At 46.0% G+C, this 15,419-nt stretch carries 12 protein-coding genes; 8 read left to right on the top strand and 4 right to left on the bottom strand.

The window, feature by feature from the left end; genetic code table 11:
• Window positions 1-33: 33 nt before the first annotated feature.
• Window positions 34-1,773 carry a DEAD/DEAH box helicase gene (locus L1D31_RS10720; protein ID WP_239837121.1) on the bottom strand — a complete coding sequence of 580 codons (1,740 nt, stop codon included), beginning with the start codon at window positions 1,771-1,773 and terminating at the stop codon, window positions 34-36.
• Between the two features lie 73 nt (window positions 1,774-1,846).
• On the opposite strand from L1D31_RS10720, the gene rsuA reads away from it, so the two are divergent.
• From rsuA to L1D31_RS10705, 3 genes are all read left to right on the top strand, one after another.
• Window positions 1,847-2,548 (top strand): 16S rRNA pseudouridine(516) synthase RsuA, encoded by a 702-nt coding sequence (rsuA, locus tag L1D31_RS10715; protein WP_239837120.1) that lies wholly within the window; start codon window positions 1,847-1,849, stop codon window positions 2,546-2,548.
• A 160-nt stretch (window positions 2,549-2,708) separates the two neighbouring features.
• Window positions 2,709-3,914, top strand: a complete 1,206-nt coding sequence (locus L1D31_RS10710) for a Bcr/CflA family multidrug efflux MFS transporter (protein WP_239837119.1) — start codon at window positions 2,709-2,711, stop codon at window positions 3,912-3,914.
• The gene (locus L1D31_RS10705; protein ID WP_239837118.1) at window positions 3,914-4,573 is read left to right on the top strand and encodes a DUF2913 family protein; all 660 of its coding nucleotides are present in this window, start codon (window positions 3,914-3,916) and stop codon (window positions 4,571-4,573) included. Before L1D31_RS10710 ends, L1D31_RS10705 begins: the two co-directional genes overlap by 1 nt.
• 34 nt (window positions 4,574-4,607) lie before the next feature.
• Here L1D31_RS10705 and L1D31_RS10700 read toward each other — a convergent pair whose 3' ends face one another.
• Window positions 4,608-6,041, bottom strand: a complete 1,434-nt coding sequence (locus tag L1D31_RS10700) for a DUF2867 domain-containing protein (protein WP_239837117.1) — start codon at window positions 6,039-6,041, stop codon at window positions 4,608-4,610.
• Between the two features lie 102 nt (window positions 6,042-6,143).
• On the opposite strand from L1D31_RS10700, the gene L1D31_RS10695 reads away from it, so the two are divergent.
• The 5 genes from L1D31_RS10695 to nhaA all read left to right on the top strand — a co-directional run bounded on the left by L1D31_RS10695 (window position 6,144) and on the right by nhaA (window position 13,306).
• Window positions 6,144-7,520, top strand: a complete 1,377-nt coding sequence (locus L1D31_RS10695; protein WP_239837116.1) for an MATE family efflux transporter — start codon at window positions 6,144-6,146, stop codon at window positions 7,518-7,520.
• Between the two features lie 123 nt (window positions 7,521-7,643).
• The gene (locus L1D31_RS10690; RefSeq protein ID WP_239837115.1) at window positions 7,644-8,315 is read left to right on the top strand and encodes an ABC transporter ATP-binding protein; all 672 of its coding nucleotides are present in this window, start codon (window positions 7,644-7,646) and stop codon (window positions 8,313-8,315) included.
• Entirely contained in the window at window positions 8,296-10,749 is a 2,454-nt protein-coding gene (locus L1D31_RS10685; protein ID WP_239837114.1) for an FtsX-like permease family protein, read from the top strand. The genes L1D31_RS10690 and L1D31_RS10685 overlap by 20 nt, the downstream gene beginning before the upstream one ends.
• Before the next feature lie 135 nt (window positions 10,750-10,884).
• Window positions 10,885-11,871 (top strand): lipocalin-like domain-containing protein, encoded by a 987-nt coding sequence (locus L1D31_RS10680; RefSeq protein ID WP_239837374.1) that lies wholly within the window; start codon window positions 10,885-10,887, stop codon window positions 11,869-11,871.
• Window positions 11,872-12,124: 253 nt separating this feature from the next.
• Window positions 12,125-13,306: a Na+/H+ antiporter NhaA gene (gene nhaA / locus L1D31_RS10675; protein ID WP_239837113.1), complete on the top strand. Its 1,182-nt coding sequence runs from the start codon at window positions 12,125-12,127 to the stop codon at window positions 13,304-13,306.
• 51 nt (window positions 13,307-13,357) lie between these two features.
• Here the strand turns inward: nhaA and L1D31_RS10670 are convergent, their stop codons facing one another.
• The gene (locus L1D31_RS10670; RefSeq protein WP_239837112.1) at window positions 13,358-13,975 is read right to left on the bottom strand and encodes an OmpA family protein; all 618 of its coding nucleotides are present in this window, start codon (window positions 13,973-13,975) and stop codon (window positions 13,358-13,360) included.
• Window positions 13,976-13,977: 2 nt separating this feature from the next.
• A complete protein-coding gene (locus tag L1D31_RS10665) occupies window positions 13,978-15,291 on the bottom strand; it encodes a TolC family outer membrane protein (RefSeq protein WP_239837111.1) in 1,314 nt (437 codons plus the stop codon).
• Window positions 15,292-15,419: the final 128 nt, after the last annotated feature.

Here is a 15,419-nt window from a genome sequence, read left to right as displayed (position 1 = left end):
TGAATACAAAGTGAATAATATTGACGGAGCCGCTTAGTTGGTCAGCTCATCCTCAAAGATTTTATCGCGCATTTTCCAAAACCGGCCAGCTTTACGCGCGATCACAAACTGGGGTGGGCGGAAACGATGTTGATTATTGACCACTTTGGCCGGAGAAGTCTCATCAAAAGGACGATGTTTGTCCGCTAGGTGAGGGCGAACAAACATATTTTTGAATGTCTGCTTCTGTTTCTTGGTCGTTAAAGACCAGAATTCGTGCACCTGAGCTTGGTTTTCCCCCACATAAGAGACCTTGAGGCTACTTTTGCCTTTGTCATCTTTGTGAACACTCAAATCCATCGACAGGCACTCGAATACCAAGGCGTCTTTTAAATTTAACGCCTCTTTAAGCTTTTTGTCTGGGTCCACTAAGGTGGCATCGCATTCGTGACAAATTCGCGCAGCGATATCATTGTCAGCACCGCATTCCCCGCAGTATTTAGCGCGGAAACGATAGTTACAGTGCTCTCGTTCACCTGTCTCTTCGTCTTCGAAAAAGCCCTGACATTTTCGGCCATAATGTTCAACTAAGAAGCCATTGTTATCCAGTTTTCCCCAGAAATTGTTGTTAAAGCCACAAGCCGGGCAGGGGATGGTAATGATTTCGCTGTCGGAGTCAGGTTTGGCATCACCCACTTCAGGCTGATAGAGATCGTAGCTGTTGCCTGCATAATCCAATACCAGACACTCTTCTTTGCCCGGAGAAAGACGTAGCCCTCGTCCAACAATCTGCTGATATAAGCTGATTGATTCGGTTGGGCGAAGAATGGCTATCAGGTCGACATGAGGGGCATCAAATCCTGTCGTTAACACGGATACATTAACCAAGTACTTAATTTTACGATCTTTAAAATCTTGGATGATGGTGTCGCGCTCAGGTGTTGGGGTGTCGCCAATCACAAGAGCAGTTTGGCCCTCAGGAAGCAAACCGTAGATTTCTTGAGCATGCCGGACCGTTGCCGCGAAAACCATGATGCCTTGTTTGTCTTTAGCGAGGTGAATGATTTGCTCGACAATTTGAGGCGTCGCCCGTTTGGCTTTGTCGATCACCATGTCCAGCTCCGCTTCTTTGTAGCGACCTGTGGTTGCGGGTTTAAGCTGTGAGAAGTCATAGCTCAGCACGGGAGCGTCCATCATGCGAGCAGGGGTGAGGAACTTTTCATCAAGCAAATAACGAATAGGCAGCTCGAAAATGCAGTCTCGAAAGAACCTAGGTTCTTCTGTTCTGACTAGGCCGCGTGTATGATATTGGTAAATCCAACCCATGCCAAGTCGGTAAGGCGTGGCGGTTAAACCGAGCACTTTGATGCCCGGATTCAGCTCACGCAGGTGAGAAATCACTTTCTGGTAGCTGGTGTTTTTGTTATCCGGAACGCGGTGGCACTCGTCAATCACAAGTAGCGAGAATTGGTTTTTGAAGTCATCGAGATTTCTGACCACAGACTGCACTGATGCAAAAACCACTTGTTGGTCAGTTTCTTTACGGCCTAAACCCGCAGAGTAGATTGAACCTTTGAGATCGTACCCTTCGTATTTAGTGTGGTTTTGCTCAACCAGCTCTTTGACGTGCGCCATGACCAACACTCGTCCCTTAGCCAGTCTGGCGAGCTCAGCAATAACCAGACTTTTTCCTGCTCCTGTTGGTAGCACAAGGACGGCGGGGCTGGAGTGCTTGCGGAAATAGTGGATAACGGCTTTCACCGAGTCGGCTTGGTATGGGCGGAGTGTATACATAAATTGTGTGAAATAGCTCAACTATTTAGTCTAGTGGCTCTATAATACCTCACCTGATTAAGATGAGGTATTCATGCGTTTAGATAAATACTTGTGTGATGCACTGGGTGCGACACGTAAAGAAGCAACAAAAATCATTAAAAGTGGTGACGTCACCGTCAACGATATCGTACAGAAAAGTGGTGCGGTGAAAGTGACGGATGACTGTATTGTCGAATGGCAAGGACGTGAGATTCAGAAACCGGGTCCTCGTTACATCATGTTGTTCAAACCCGATGGTTTTGTCTGTTCGCATGAAGATGGATTTAATCAAACAGCCTTTATGTTACTCGACGAAGTGAAGATGGAAGATCTTCATTTTGCAGGGCGCTTAGATGTAGATACAACAGGTCTAGTGTTGATCACCGATGATGGTCAGTGGTCACACCGTATTACTTCGCCGAAACACAAATGTGAAAAAACTTATCGCGTTTGGCTGGTTGACCCGATTGGGGCTGATTATGTGGCACAGTTTGAGCAGGGTATTGAACTTCGCAATGAAAAGGCGGCCACTTTGCCAGCGAAACTGGAAATCGTTGATGAAGAAGAAAAAGAAGTACTGCTGACCATAACGGAAGGGAAATACCATCAGGTAAAACGCATGTTTGCGGCGTTGGGTAATAAAGTAGAGCACCTACACCGTGAACGTATCGGCAATATCATTCTGGATGACGAGTTGGAACCTGGTGAGTATCGCTACTTGACGCAAGAAGAAATTGAATCAGTCTGGAACTAATCATCTAAGTTGGAAATAGTTTAGTTCCAACTAGGAACTAGTCTTTTATAGAGATATCGCTCAGTATAGATCGGCTACAAGACTCGTGGATGCGAGTCTCTCTTTTCTGTTTGGTTGCAGCACGGAAGCTGCATATCTAACGCAACCGAGTAGGAGATTTATGTCTGATACTGCATTAGAGCAAACCAAAGCACCCCAAATCACTTTTCTTCTTTTTCTTGTTCTGGGTGCCATCGGCGCATTGACGCCACTAGCCATCGACATGTACTTGCCCGCGATGCCAACCATCGCCCGTGACCTAGGCGTGGCAGACGGGGCAGTGCAAATTACCTTAACCGCGTATACCGCAGGTTTTTCCATTGGTCAGTTGATTCATGGTCCACTCGCCGACAGTTATGGCCGTAGGCCCGTTCTGATCTTAGGTGTTTTGTTTTTTGGACTTGCATCTGTAGTGAGTGCCACCACAACGGGCATAGAAGCCCTGATTTGGGTACGTACAGCACAAGGCTTTGCGGGCGCAGCGGCGGCTGTCATCATTCAGGCTGTGGTTCGTGACATGTTTGATCGCGAGGATTTTTCTCGTGCTATGTCGTTTGTGACCTTAGTCATTACCATTGCCCCTTTAATTGCCCCTATGATTGGAGGGTATGTGGCGGTTTGGTTTGGCTGGCGCGCGATTTTCTGGATTCTGGCTGCATTTGCTGCGGTAGTGATTGCATTAGTCCTTTGGAAAATCCCAGAAACGTTAAGTAAAGAGAATAAGCAACCGTTTCGATTTGCTACCACAATGCGTAACTATGTCCGCTTATGTCGAAACCCGATTGCAATGGGATTAATTCTGTCTGGTTCATTTTCGTTTGCAGGTATGTTTGCGTTTCTGACCGCAGGTTCGTTTGTCTATATCGATATTTATGGCGTGCAACCTAATCATTTCGGCTATTTGTTTGCACTGAACATCGTGGCGATGATCATTATGACAACGATTAATGGCCGTCTGGTGAAGAAGGTCGGCTCCCATGCCATGCTCAGATTTGCTCTGTTGGTGCAACTTGTCGCTGGATTGGGGTTATTTGTTGGTTGGATGCTTGACCTAGGGCTGTGGGGCACTGTACCTTTCGTGGTCCTTTTCATTGGTACCTTGTCGACAATTGGTAGTAACACCATGGGCTTATTGCTCAGTGGATACCCAGCTATGGCGGGTACGGCTTCTTCACTAGCAGGAACGCTGCGCTTTGGCACCGGTTCTGTGATTGGCGTTGTGGTTGCTGTGTTGCCTGATGGGGCGACTTGGCCAATGATTACTGTTATGACGGCGTGTTCAATTCTGTCCGCCGCATTTTACTGGATATTTGGAAGAAAGGCGTAATGTCTCAGTACACTGTTGAAATTCAAAACTTAGTCAATACCGCTCTGGAAGAGCTGGCCACTGATCATAAATCAGGTAAGGCTGTAGATGCGCCTGTGGCGAACAATCATTATCTGGTGCGTTGGGTGACTCGTGCTCTCAAATCACAACGCTTCCATCGCTGCGTGGTTGATGATCTCACTCGCTGGCAAAAAGCGGGGCGCTCGAAAGGTAACGAAGCTGGGCTGATGTTTACCTTCCAGCGTATTTCTAAGTTCTATGCTGAGTTTTTCCCTCAAGGGGAAGCGGAGCGAGTGATTAAAGACAGTGAAATTAATGCATTTCTCGACCAGATGGAAGAAGGCGGTTGGGAAGTGTCAACGTCAGAGCCGCTTCTTAACTGCGGTAAAGTTCAGATTTTTACTGAAGGCCCAAACTCTTTCGCGCTGTGTACTAACCAGTGTGATGACTGTTTTGACGGGGAAACGCTGATAAAGCCAATGAGTTGGTTTGTTCGTGGTAACCACGCGCAGTTTGTTGAAAAAGCGTCGGCAGCAGGTTTTATGTTGCACAAAATTACCGACTACAAGTCAAACGTTAAGTACCATGGCGAGTATCTGGTTTATCCAGGTAACCAAGGCAATCATTTGGCTGAGATTCCAATCGGTTATCAAGTTTAGCTTGCTGTGCTTTTGGATTAGAAAAGAGCTTCCGTTAAGGAAGCTCTTTTGCTTTTCGAACAATGGCTTTCACCATGCCTTTAAATATAAACAGATGCGCAGGCATCATGGCAAACCAGTAAAGTAAGCCTCGTAGCCCTTGCGGGTGCCACCAGGCCGTTACGGTTAGCCTGCGCTTTTTTCCTAGATCTTCTAATAGGAACTCTAAGCGCCCTAGGCCAGGGCCTTTCATACCAAACAATAGTGACAGAAATTGCTCTTTTTCGCAGCGAATCACTTTCCAAGAGTCAATATAGTCACCCACTTGCAACTCTGGCCCGGGAGGAGAGCGCCGCACCGGTCGCCCTCCGCCAAAAAACAGATCGAGCCATTCCCTTGTACGCCACATTAGGTTGGCAAAAAAGTATCCCTCTTTTCTGCTGCCAATTTGCTTAATCACCTTCCATAGTTGCTCAAAACTCAAGTCTGTTTCTATGCTGGCGCCAGTTTGTTTGGGGTAATAGCCGTAGCCTGCTTGCCAGCGGGTCAATGCAGCAGGGTCGAAGCCCCAGATTTCACTGCGAACAAAATGACCTTCTTCGTCGATGCTTTTTTTAACCATTTGTTCGTAGCTGATAAGTGTTTGAGGGTAGCGTTGACGAATGTCATCTGACTCGGCGATAAAATCGTGTTCTAGACCAGAGAGCAACGCGGCACCTATGCTTGATGGAACTGAAGTGACAATGCCCAGCCAATGTGATGCGAGTTGGGGCGTAAGTAATGATGTTGACCAGAGCTTGATAGGTTTTCTAATAACGGCGCTAATGGTTTCAAATTGTTCTCGATAGCTAAGAGTATCAGGCCCGCCGACCTCGAAAAGTGCGTGGCTGGTAGGGGATTCTTCGACCAGCTTTAGTAAGTAGTGATTGAGGTTTTCTAAAGCGATAGGGTTGGCTTTAGAGTCGACCCATTTCGGAGTGATAAGTAGAGGCATGTTATAGACAAAGTCTCGCATAATCTCAAATGCGGCAGAGCCGGGGCCTATAATCACTCCAGCTCGGAGTTCAGTCACGGGTACGCCTGCTTTGCGAATAATGTCGCCTGTCATTCGGCGTGCTTTGAGATGCTCGGAATTACCTGTCTGAGGTTGAATTGCGCTGAGATAGATAACGTGTTTGATATGGCTGTCTTTTAAGGCCAGTTTGAAGTTTTCAGCGAGGGAGAGTTCGTATTCAAGGAAGTCATGGCCGTGTGCCATCCCATGCACCAAGAAATACACGATCTCAAACTCTGGTACAGTACGTAGTGTTGTTTCTTGATCAGCGAGATCAAGATAAATGAGTTCAAGGTTGGGGTGGGGAGTAACTCGTGCTTTCAAATACTCAATTTGCCGAGCCGCTGCTGTTACATGATAGCCTTTGTTACATAATTGCAGTAGCAATTGCGAACCCACGTAGCCGGATGCGCCCAGTACTAGCACTTTTTTCATCTCGACCCCTTATTAATAATATGGTTTATGAGCAAGGCTGATCATATAATAAACGGTATATTTTTCCCTTTCTATCATAGTGTTGTCGTTTGAGGTGAGTAATTGAGCACGGTCTCACAGATTCTATTCCATACACGCGGTGAGTTTTTGCGACGAATGATCGCTATCGCCTTACCCATTACGCTTCAAAGCATCATGTTCTCCAGTCGTGGCCTAGTGGACGTATTAATGCTTGGCCAGTTAGGCGAAGCCGAGATAGCTGCGGTCGGCGTAGCCGCTAGAGCCACGTTTGTTACTACTATCATGCTAGTAGGAGTAACGACTGGTGGGGCTTTGCTGACGGCTCAATACTGGGGGGCGGCTGATCGGCAAGGCGTCAAAGAAAGTACTGCTCTAACTTGGCTGGTAGCAATGATTTTTGCTGCGTTTACTGTGGTGATTTTCATCCTGTTCCCGAGCGAAATTATGTCTTTGACCACCGAATCTCAGGAAGTGAATCAGTTAGGTAGTCAGTACTTGGTGATCACAGCAGTGACCATGTTTGCAGTAGCCTGTGTGGCCAGTATGTCTGTCGGTCTGCGTTCGATGCACAAACCCGGTATCAGTACCTTTTTTAGTGGTATTGGTATTGTGTCCAATATTTTTCTTAACTGGGTGTTGATCTTCGGTAAGTTGGGCTTCCCTGCAATGGGAATCAAAGGTGCCGCCATAGCTACTGTGATGAGTGGAGCGATTGAAGTAGCCACGCTGTTTGGTTATATCTACGCGAAAAAGCATCTTCTAGCGTTTGGAATTCAAGACCTCAAAGCAGTAGTGGAGTGGTCGCGAGTTGTACGTTTTCTAAAACTTTCTCTGCCCACTACGTTTAATTTCCTTGCTTGGGCGGGTGGGCTGTTTGCCTATCACGCCATTATGGGTCAGTCCGGTGTTCAAGGTCTTGCTGCGTTGTCTGTGATGTCTCCCGTTGAGTCCATTGCTTTGGCATTACTGATCGGCATGTCCAATGCAGCAGCGGTGTTGGTCGGTAACCAAATCGGAGCAAAGCACTATGAGGCGGTTTATTATCAGGCGATTGGCATGACCATACTGAGTTTGATGGTTGGCATTGTCGTTGCGTTGATCTTGTACTTATGTCAAGGCGTGGTGCTCGATGCCTTCAGCGCGCTGACCGATGAGACTCGTGAACTGGCTGAGAAGTTTATGGTGATTCTCTGTTTTGGCATCATTTTACGTTCAGTCCCGATGATGGTGATCGTTGGTGTGCTCAGAGCGGGGGGAGATGTAAAGTTCTGCCTCTATCAAGACTTGATTGCTCAATGGTTAATTGGCATACCCCTCGCAGCATTTGCGGCCATTGGCTTAGGGTGGGAGCCTGAGTGGGTTTTCCTACTCTTTTTAACAGAAGAAGCCATTAAATGGGGCGGCTCTTTGTATAGAATGAAAACTCAACGCTGGATGAAGAATTTGATCGAAAATTAGACATGAATCGTTCATCTGGTGTGTTTTGATGCATATCTTGTGATCCAGTATCCAAAATACTTCCTCCCAGCGTGGTTTTAGTGTAGATTCACAGTCCAATTTTGAACGATTAAGAGACTTTTAATGCTTCAGCTAACAGACCTATGTAAAGGCTATGTCGATGGTGGCGAGTTTCACCCTGTCTTACAAGGTGCTGAGTTGACATTAGAACAAGGTGATCAAGTCGCTCTGATGGGCGAAAGTGGCTCTGGCAAGAGTACGCTACTGAATTTGATCGCGGGCTTGGATACGGTCGATTCAGGAGAAATATGGTTTCCTAACTTCTCCATGCATGAAATCGCTGAAACGAAACGTACGGCCTATCGACGAAATAATATTGGTCTTATATTTCAGCAGTTTAATCTTCTTCCCACCCTTAATGTCGCTGACAATATTCGCTTCTGTCGACAGCTTAAAGGGCTTCCTGAGGACAAGGGGCTATGGCGCCAGATCCTCTCTGCTCTCGATTTAATGCCATTACTTGGGCGTTACCCTGAAGAAGTCTCAGGTGGCCAGCAGCAACGAGCCGCTATTGCTCGTGCGCTTTATATGGAACCCAAGATTTTGTTGGCCGATGAACCAACGGGAAGCCTTGACGAGCGTAATGCTGAAGCGGTTATGCGCCTTCTTACCACACTGACTCGCCAGTTGGAATGCACATTATTGCTCGTGACACACAGTGAGCGTGTTGCCGAACATATGGAAGGGAGAATTCGTCTTCAAGGAGGGCAGCTTCATGTTATGGCCCGTAGTTAAAGCACTGCTTGGGCACTACAGACGCTACCCTTTTCAAATTCTTCTTGTCTGGCTTGGTCTTACGTTGGGTGTATCGTTGTTAGTGGGAGTAACCTCTATCAATGAACACGCTAGACAAAGTTATGAGCACGGTGAAAAACTTTTCTCTAATCCTCTTCCTTATCGTATACGCCCTAAACATGTGACCAATAAAATCCCACAGGGCTTCTATGTTCAGCTTCGCCGTGATGGGTTCAACCAATGTGCTCCCTTTGAAAGTCTGCGCGTGAGCATGGCCAATGGTACAGACCTTATGTTAGTGGGAGTGGATCCAGTTGCGATGCTGCAGTTCCATCCGGCGACCAGCATATATGACTTCTCTTCTCTTAAGTTAATGAACAGCCCATATCCAATTATGGTGAGTTCAGATCTTGCGGCACATATGAAATGGCAAGATAACGATTTTATCGTCTTGAGTGATGGCAGCAAATTAGGCCCTATCGTTGTTGATACGCAAGAGCGGTTAAATGGTACTCGAATTATTGCTGATATTTCTTTACTACGTATGCTAGAAAGAAGTTCAGGTATTTCTGTCATTGCATGCGGAGAGATGCCCCCTGAAAAGCTTGCTCGTTTGAAAGAGTACCTGCCTAATGGCATGAGTATTATGCGTAGTTCTCGTGCAGAGTTGGAGTCGCTGACGAAGGCTTTCCACATGAATTTAAGCGCAATGGGGATGTTGGCGTTTTTAGTTGGTCTTTTTATCTTCTATCAAGCGATGTCATTATCTCTGACTCAAAGACAGCCTTTGGTCGGTGCGATGCGCCAGACTGGGGTCTCGGGGTGGCAGTTGGCGAAAGCTTTGTGTATGGAGCTTTTGGTTCTCATTCTGGTTAGTTGGCTTTGTGGAAGTGTCCTTGGCATTTTACTTGCCAACCAGTTGATTCCATCGGTATCAGCCAGCTTGGGTGATCTTTATGATGCCAACGTTGGGCTACTCATCGCGTGGAGTTGGAAGTCGAGCATTTACAGTCTATATATGACAGTGATTGGTGCTTTTGTTGCCTGTGCTTGGCCGCTGGTACGCTTGTTACGAGCACAGCCAATTCGATTAACTGCTCGTCTATCATTGGTTCGTTTTGCAGGCATTGAGTTTGCCATTCAGGCTTTATTAGCGTGCGCATTATGTGTTGCTGCAATTGCGATTTATCAAGCTCCTCAAACTCAGGAGTCTGGCTTGGCAATCATTGGGTTAATGCTATTGAGTGTCGCCTTATTTACGCCGTATTTGATATGGAAAGTTTTCGATGGTCTTTCTTATTCTCTTAAATGGGTGAAGATTCGTTGGTTCTTTGCCGATGCTGCCGCTAGCATGAGCTATCGTGGAGTGGCAACCATGGCATTTATGTTAGCAATGGCTGCTAATATCGGCGTTGAAACCATGGTGGGGAGTTTTCGTGATACCACTGATAAATGGTTAAGCCAACGTCTAGCTGCTGATTTGTATATCTACCCCAATAATAGTGCGGCTGCACGCATGAGTGGCTGGCTGTCTAAACAACCGGAAGTGGATTCTGTTTGGTGGCGCTGGGAGAAAGAAGTCAACTCCAACAAAGGTGTACTTCAAGTAGTCAGCACTGGCGCTTCAGAAGGTGAGTTGGATTCTCTTACGGTCAAGCTGGGTATTCCTAATTACTGGTATCATCTCCATCATTCTAAAGGTGTGATGATCAGTGAATCGATGGCGCTAAAGCTTGGTATCCGTCCGGGTGATTACATTGATTTATCGGGCAAGTTGGGACAAGGCTGGCAAGTGGTTGGCGTCTATTACGACTACGGTAACCCGTATAACCAAGTACTGCTTTCCCACCGAAATTGGTTGTATGCGTTTGCAGGAAATGGGACGGTAGCACTTGGCGCTGTACTCAAGGATGGTGTTAACTCTATCGGTCTTAAACGGCGTATGGAATCTGTATTCCGTTTGAATTCAGAGCGTATTTTCGATAATGGCCACATCCATAAGCAGGCAATGAGAGTGTTTGACCGAACCTTCTCCATTGCAGATACACTCGGCAATATTACATTGATTATTGCTGTGTTTGGTATTTTCTTTGCGACCGTAGCTGGCGAAGTATCGAGGCAAAGGCACGTGTCCTTACTACGTTGTTTAGGCATGTCTGGTAAGGAGCTAGTTGTAATGGGAGGGCTGCAGCTGTTTGTCTTCGGTGCCATATCTATATTAATCGCATTGCCGCTCGGACTCGCTTTAGCCAACTTGGTTGTGGATATTGTTATAAAGCAATCTTTCGGCTGGACACTTGAACTGCAAATGATTCCTGAAGAGTATTTCCAGACCAGTTTAATGGCGATGGGCTCATTGATGTTGGCTGGAGCGCTACCTGTGTTGAGGATGATTCGAAATACGCCAATGAAATCGCTAAGGGATGCGTTATAAATGCGAAAATCAGTCCAAGCCAAAGTGATTGGCGTATTGATGCTGCTTATTTTTGCAGGTGTGATTGCTGGAGGAGTGTACCTTTGGTTCTATCTTGCCCCTCCGGTTACTCAGCAGGGCTCTGTTGAGAATGTGATGCAATCTAAATCGACCCAGGTGTTTGAGCCCGTATTACCAAATATCCCAGTTAAAATACCCCAAGACTTTCGCTTTCATGATGAGTATCAGCATGAGTGGTGGCACTTTTTTGCTAATGTTGAAGATGTCAATGGCAAACAATACGGCATTCAATGGAGCTACTTCAGAGTGGCGATGGATGATAGAGAGGGAATGGGTTGGCAAAACCCTCAACTTTATGTATCCCACGTTGTTGTATCGGATAAAGACAAAGTATGGAAAGAGCAAAGGCTCGCTCGTGGCGGTATTGGTCAAGCGGGTATGGCTAATCGGCCTTTTCGTCTCTGGATTGATAACTGGTCTTGGCGCTCGCTAGGGCAAACTCCGTTCCCGGGACAGTTGAGTGCCGCGAGCGATAGTTTCAATGTTCAGCTAGAAGCCGTGGCTCATGGGCCTTATGTATTACCGGGTGATAAAGGCTACGTTGAAAAACACGATCTTCTGCCGATTGCGTCTTACAATCTCACCAGCCCATTTATCAAAGTAAAGGGTGCTCTTCAATTAGATTCAGGTCTGTTGGTTCCTGTTGAGGGGAGCGCTTGGATGAGCAAGGAATGGGGTAGTGGTCTCATTGTTGAGGGGCAAAAAGGCTGGGATTGGTTTGTCTTTCATCTTGATGATGAAACGACGTTGTCAATTAGTCGTTATCGCCATGCCCAGCAATTACCTTATTTATTTGGCACGCTGTCTCGCAATGATGGAAAGGTGGTTAATCTATCAGCAGAAGATATAACAATCGAACCTCATGAGTCGACTCTATTTAGCAATGGAAAACGTATCCCGCTACAATGGGATATTCATATCCCTCGATATAATATTAACCTGACAACTCAGGCGCTTAACCAACAGCTCTGGCTACCGTTCGTTGTTCCTTATTGGGAGGGGCCAATTCAAACGACGGGCACTCATAAGGCGAAAGGTTTTATGCAGTTGACAGGATACTAAGTAAAAACGAACGACTAAGTGACTAAAACGCAGTTTCTCACTATTTGAGGAACTGCGTTTTTTGTTGGTGTTGGTAATTTTTTGAATTTACCTATAATTACTTAAGGAATAAGCGTTGCATTAGAGTGTTTATATCGAAAATTCCGAAGTTAAACATCCAAACAAGCGATTTTTCCTGAAGAATCGATATCTATAAACTCAACTCTATTCTTTGTTCATCGTTTATTAACATAATAAATAAAAGGACGATATCATGAGTGATATTATTCGCGATTTCTTCAAAATGGAGTCAGCAGGGGGAATTCTTCTCGTTATCGCTGCTGCAATCGCAATGACTATAGCTAACACACCACTTAACGATACTTATCAAACAGTGTTGCATTCTTATGTGTTTGGCATGTCTGTTTCACACTGGATTAATGATGGCTTGATGGCTGTATTCTTCCTTCTTATTGGTCTGGAGGTTAAGCGTGAGCTTCTTGAAGGGGCTTTGAAATCTCGTGAGACCGCGATTTTCCCGGCGATCGCTGCTGTAGGCGGTATGCTCGCACCAGCCCTTGTCTATGTTGCCTTTAACTACAGTAATGCTGAAGCTATTCAAGGTTGGGCTATTCCTGCTGCAACCGACATTGCTTTTGCGTTAGGTATTATGGCATTGCTGGGTAAGCGTGTCCCAGTAAGCCTGAAGGTATTCTTACTGGCACTGGCTATCATTGACGACCTTGGTGTTGTTGTCATTATCGCGCTTTTCTACACAGGTGACTTATCAACTTCTGCGCTTGCAGTTGGTTTTGCTATGACCGCAGCGTTGTTTATGCTCAACTCGAAGAAGGTCACTAAGTTAACACCTTATATGATTGTCGGGGCAATACTCTGGTTTGCTGTGCTCAAATCTGGTGTGCATGCGACGTTAGCGGGTGTAGTCATAGGTTTTGCGATTCCTCTTAAAGGAAATCAAGGTGAGAGGTCTCCACTCAAACATATGGAGCACGCACTTCACCCATACGTAGCCTTTGGTATCCTTCCAGTATTCGCTTTCGCTAATGCAGGTATTTCTCTTGAAGGGATTTCTGTCGACGGGCTGACTTCAATGCTACCTCTAGGGATTGCTCTTGGTCTGCTGCTCGGTAAGCCTTTGGGTATCTTTAGCTTTAGTTGGATTGCCGTTAAGGCGGGCGTGGCGAAGTTGCCAGAGGGGATCACTTTCAGACATATCTTTGCGGTCTCTGTGCTGTGTGGTATTGGATTTACGATGTCGATTTTTATCTCATCACTGGCATTTGGCCCAGTTAACGCAGAGTTTGATACTTATGCGAGGCTCGGGATATTGATGGGCTCAACGACGGCCGCGATAATAGGCTACGTACTACTGCACATCTCTTTACCAAAAAAGACAACGCTGGCAGATAAGCCAGCGACTGAAGCTAATCAATAAATCTGAACAGTAAAAAAACGCTCCTCGGTAGGAGCGTTTTTTTTCGATGAATTATTTTTCTATGACTGTGAAAATGGTCCATTCATCAACTACTTTTTCCGTTAAACCAACAACGGTAGCCGTGACTTTTCGGTTTAAAGCATGGGAGGTCTCATCATCGCCATCGGCTTCCAGTCTCGTCTCACCATAGCCCACGATAGTTACTCGCTCTGGCTCGGTACCAAAATATAAAAGTTCATCCTGTACTGCATGAGCCCGTTTCTTGGATAGTTCCAAATTATATTCAGGTGTACCGATTTTGCTGGCATAGCCTTGAATCTGTATGGAAGCGGATTGATATTTAGCTAAAAACTCAGCCATGGTTTGGATTTGATCAGAAAAGATAGGGTTAATTTCGTAAGAGTCGTTAGCAAAAAGAATCCTAAGCTGTAGTTCCTCCTCTTCTCTGACTGAAGTGCCGCAACCATCATTGTCTACTTGAGCATTGAGGGGCGTGTCTGGACATATATCTCTGGCATTGACGACACCATCTCTATCATCGTCGGTGATATCTGATATCTGATTGGCGGTTGGTGTATCTATATAGTCGTATTCATCTTCGCTTGCCGTTAATGTGTTAGACATTGTCAGGCTTAAAACGGAGAGCGAGAGTAAGGCTTTTTTCAACATAATCAATACTCCACTCGTTGTGCCCACTCTGCTGGTACGTCAACCAGCAAAGCATCTAGCAGGTTACCGGTGGCATTCATCACACGATATTTTGCGTACTGTTCTGAGTAATGGGCATCGAGGTAATCTTTCCTTGCCTCGAAAAGCTCATTCTCAGTGTTGAGTAAATCAAGTAACGTTCGTTGACCAATGCGGTATTGTTTTTCGTATGCAATGACAGTCTCTGAAGCAGAGTCAACGTGGTCAGCCAAGAAGTTTTTCTGCTGTAGCGTAAGGTCAAGAGCACTCCAAGAAAGCCTTAAGCTTTCTTCAACTTGCCGATAGGCATTGCTGCGTAAGTCTTTTGCCTTGTTTAATTGATACGCGGCACGCTCGGATAAGTCACTATCTGAGCCACCATTGTAGAGGTTGTAACTGAGCCTAAGCATAGCCAAAGCTTCATCACTACTTCCAACATCTCCTCCCGCATCGTCCCGCCAAGTCTGACTGGCTTCGATTGAAATGGTTGGGTAATAATTGCCTTTAGACTGTTTGTATTGATAACGAGCAGAATCGACATCGACTTTTGATACTTGTATGACAGGGTGTCTATTGAATGCCACATCCAAGGCCTCATCAAGCGAAAGGGGCAGCATTGACTCATCCGCCCTCGGGTAGATCAAACCTAGAGGGGTCTGACCGACTAATCTCCTAAATTGGGTGTGAGTATCAACGAGATTATTTTGGGCTGCCAGTAAATTACCATGTGCTTTAGCAATACGGGCTTCGACTTGAGAAACATCTGCAGTTGACCCGATCCCTGACTCTGCTCTGCGCTTAATGTCTCGGTAGATATCTTTATGCACAGCGAGGTTACTTTCTGATAATGCCAGTACTTCGGTAGCCTTTACCGCATCTAGGTAAACCTGAGTTACTTGCAAAGCTAAATCGGAGGCATCTGCCCAGAGCTGAAGTCTGATCGACTCTGCTTCAGCAGCAGTTCGGTCCATATCGTTCAGTGTAGCGTTACCATCCCAGATCAGCTGAGTTAGGCTTATCGTCGCTTCCTTTCGTGTTAGGTCGGTATCTGACCGTCCAGTGGATTCTGCTGGGTTGATTTCTTCATAACCAATGCCCGCATCAAGATCGATACTAGGAAGATAGGCTCCTCCGGAAGCATCAGCTTGCTTTCGGGCGCTCTTATATTCATTGAAGGCACTTTTCAATTCAGGGTTGGTCGCGAGTGTGATTGCCACCGCTTGCTCAAGTGTTTGGCTATAACTGCTAAAGCTTATTGCGATAATGCAGCTTGCCAAAATTGTTTTTTTCCAGTTCAAGGGAGCCTCCTTTAATTTTCCTTGTTAGTAAAAAGGAGAGAGTATTTGGTGTACTTCAGGTACAGACTTCGAACTTGAATACACTAATGGAAGCTTAGTCGAGACCGCTGCAATATGAGAATCTTTTC

Source organism: Vibrio sp. Isolate23 (genome assembly GCF_022398095.1).
GTDB classification, from domain to species: Bacteria; Pseudomonadota; Gammaproteobacteria; order Enterobacterales; family Vibrionaceae; genus Vibrio; species Vibrio coralliilyticus_A.
This window is presented reverse-complemented; position numbering and strand designations above follow the sequence as displayed.

Bases quoted from the DNA above. Each gene is read 5' to 3' on its own strand.
- L1D31_RS10720 (WP_239837121.1), bottom strand. From the start codon at position 1,773: ATGTATACACTCCGCCCATACCAAGCCGACTCGGTGAAAGCCGTTATC.
- rsuA (WP_239837120.1), top strand. From the start codon at position 1,847: ATGCGTTTAGATAAATACTTGTGTGATGCACTGGGTGCGACACGTAAA.
- L1D31_RS10710 (WP_239837119.1), top strand. From the start codon at position 2,709: ATGTCTGATACTGCATTAGAGCAAACCAAAGCACCCCAAATCACTTTT.
- L1D31_RS10705 (WP_239837118.1), top strand. From the start codon at position 3,914: ATGTCTCAGTACACTGTTGAAATTCAAAACTTAGTCAATACCGCTCTG.
- L1D31_RS10700 (WP_239837117.1), bottom strand. From the start codon at position 6,041: ATGAAAAAAGTGCTAGTACTGGGCGCATCCGGCTACGTGGGTTCGCAA.
- L1D31_RS10690 (WP_239837115.1), top strand. From the start codon at position 7,644: ATGCTTCAGCTAACAGACCTATGTAAAGGCTATGTCGATGGTGGCGAG.
- L1D31_RS10685 (WP_239837114.1), top strand. From the start codon at position 8,296: ATGTTATGGCCCGTAGTTAAAGCACTGCTTGGGCACTACAGACGCTAC.
- L1D31_RS10680 (WP_239837374.1), top strand. From the start codon at position 10,885: ATGCAATCTAAATCGACCCAGGTGTTTGAGCCCGTATTACCAAATATC.
- nhaA (WP_239837113.1), top strand. From the start codon at position 12,125: ATGAGTGATATTATTCGCGATTTCTTCAAAATGGAGTCAGCAGGGGGA.
- L1D31_RS10670 (WP_239837112.1), bottom strand. From the start codon at position 13,975: ATGTTGAAAAAAGCCTTACTCTCGCTCTCCGTTTTAAGCCTGACAATG.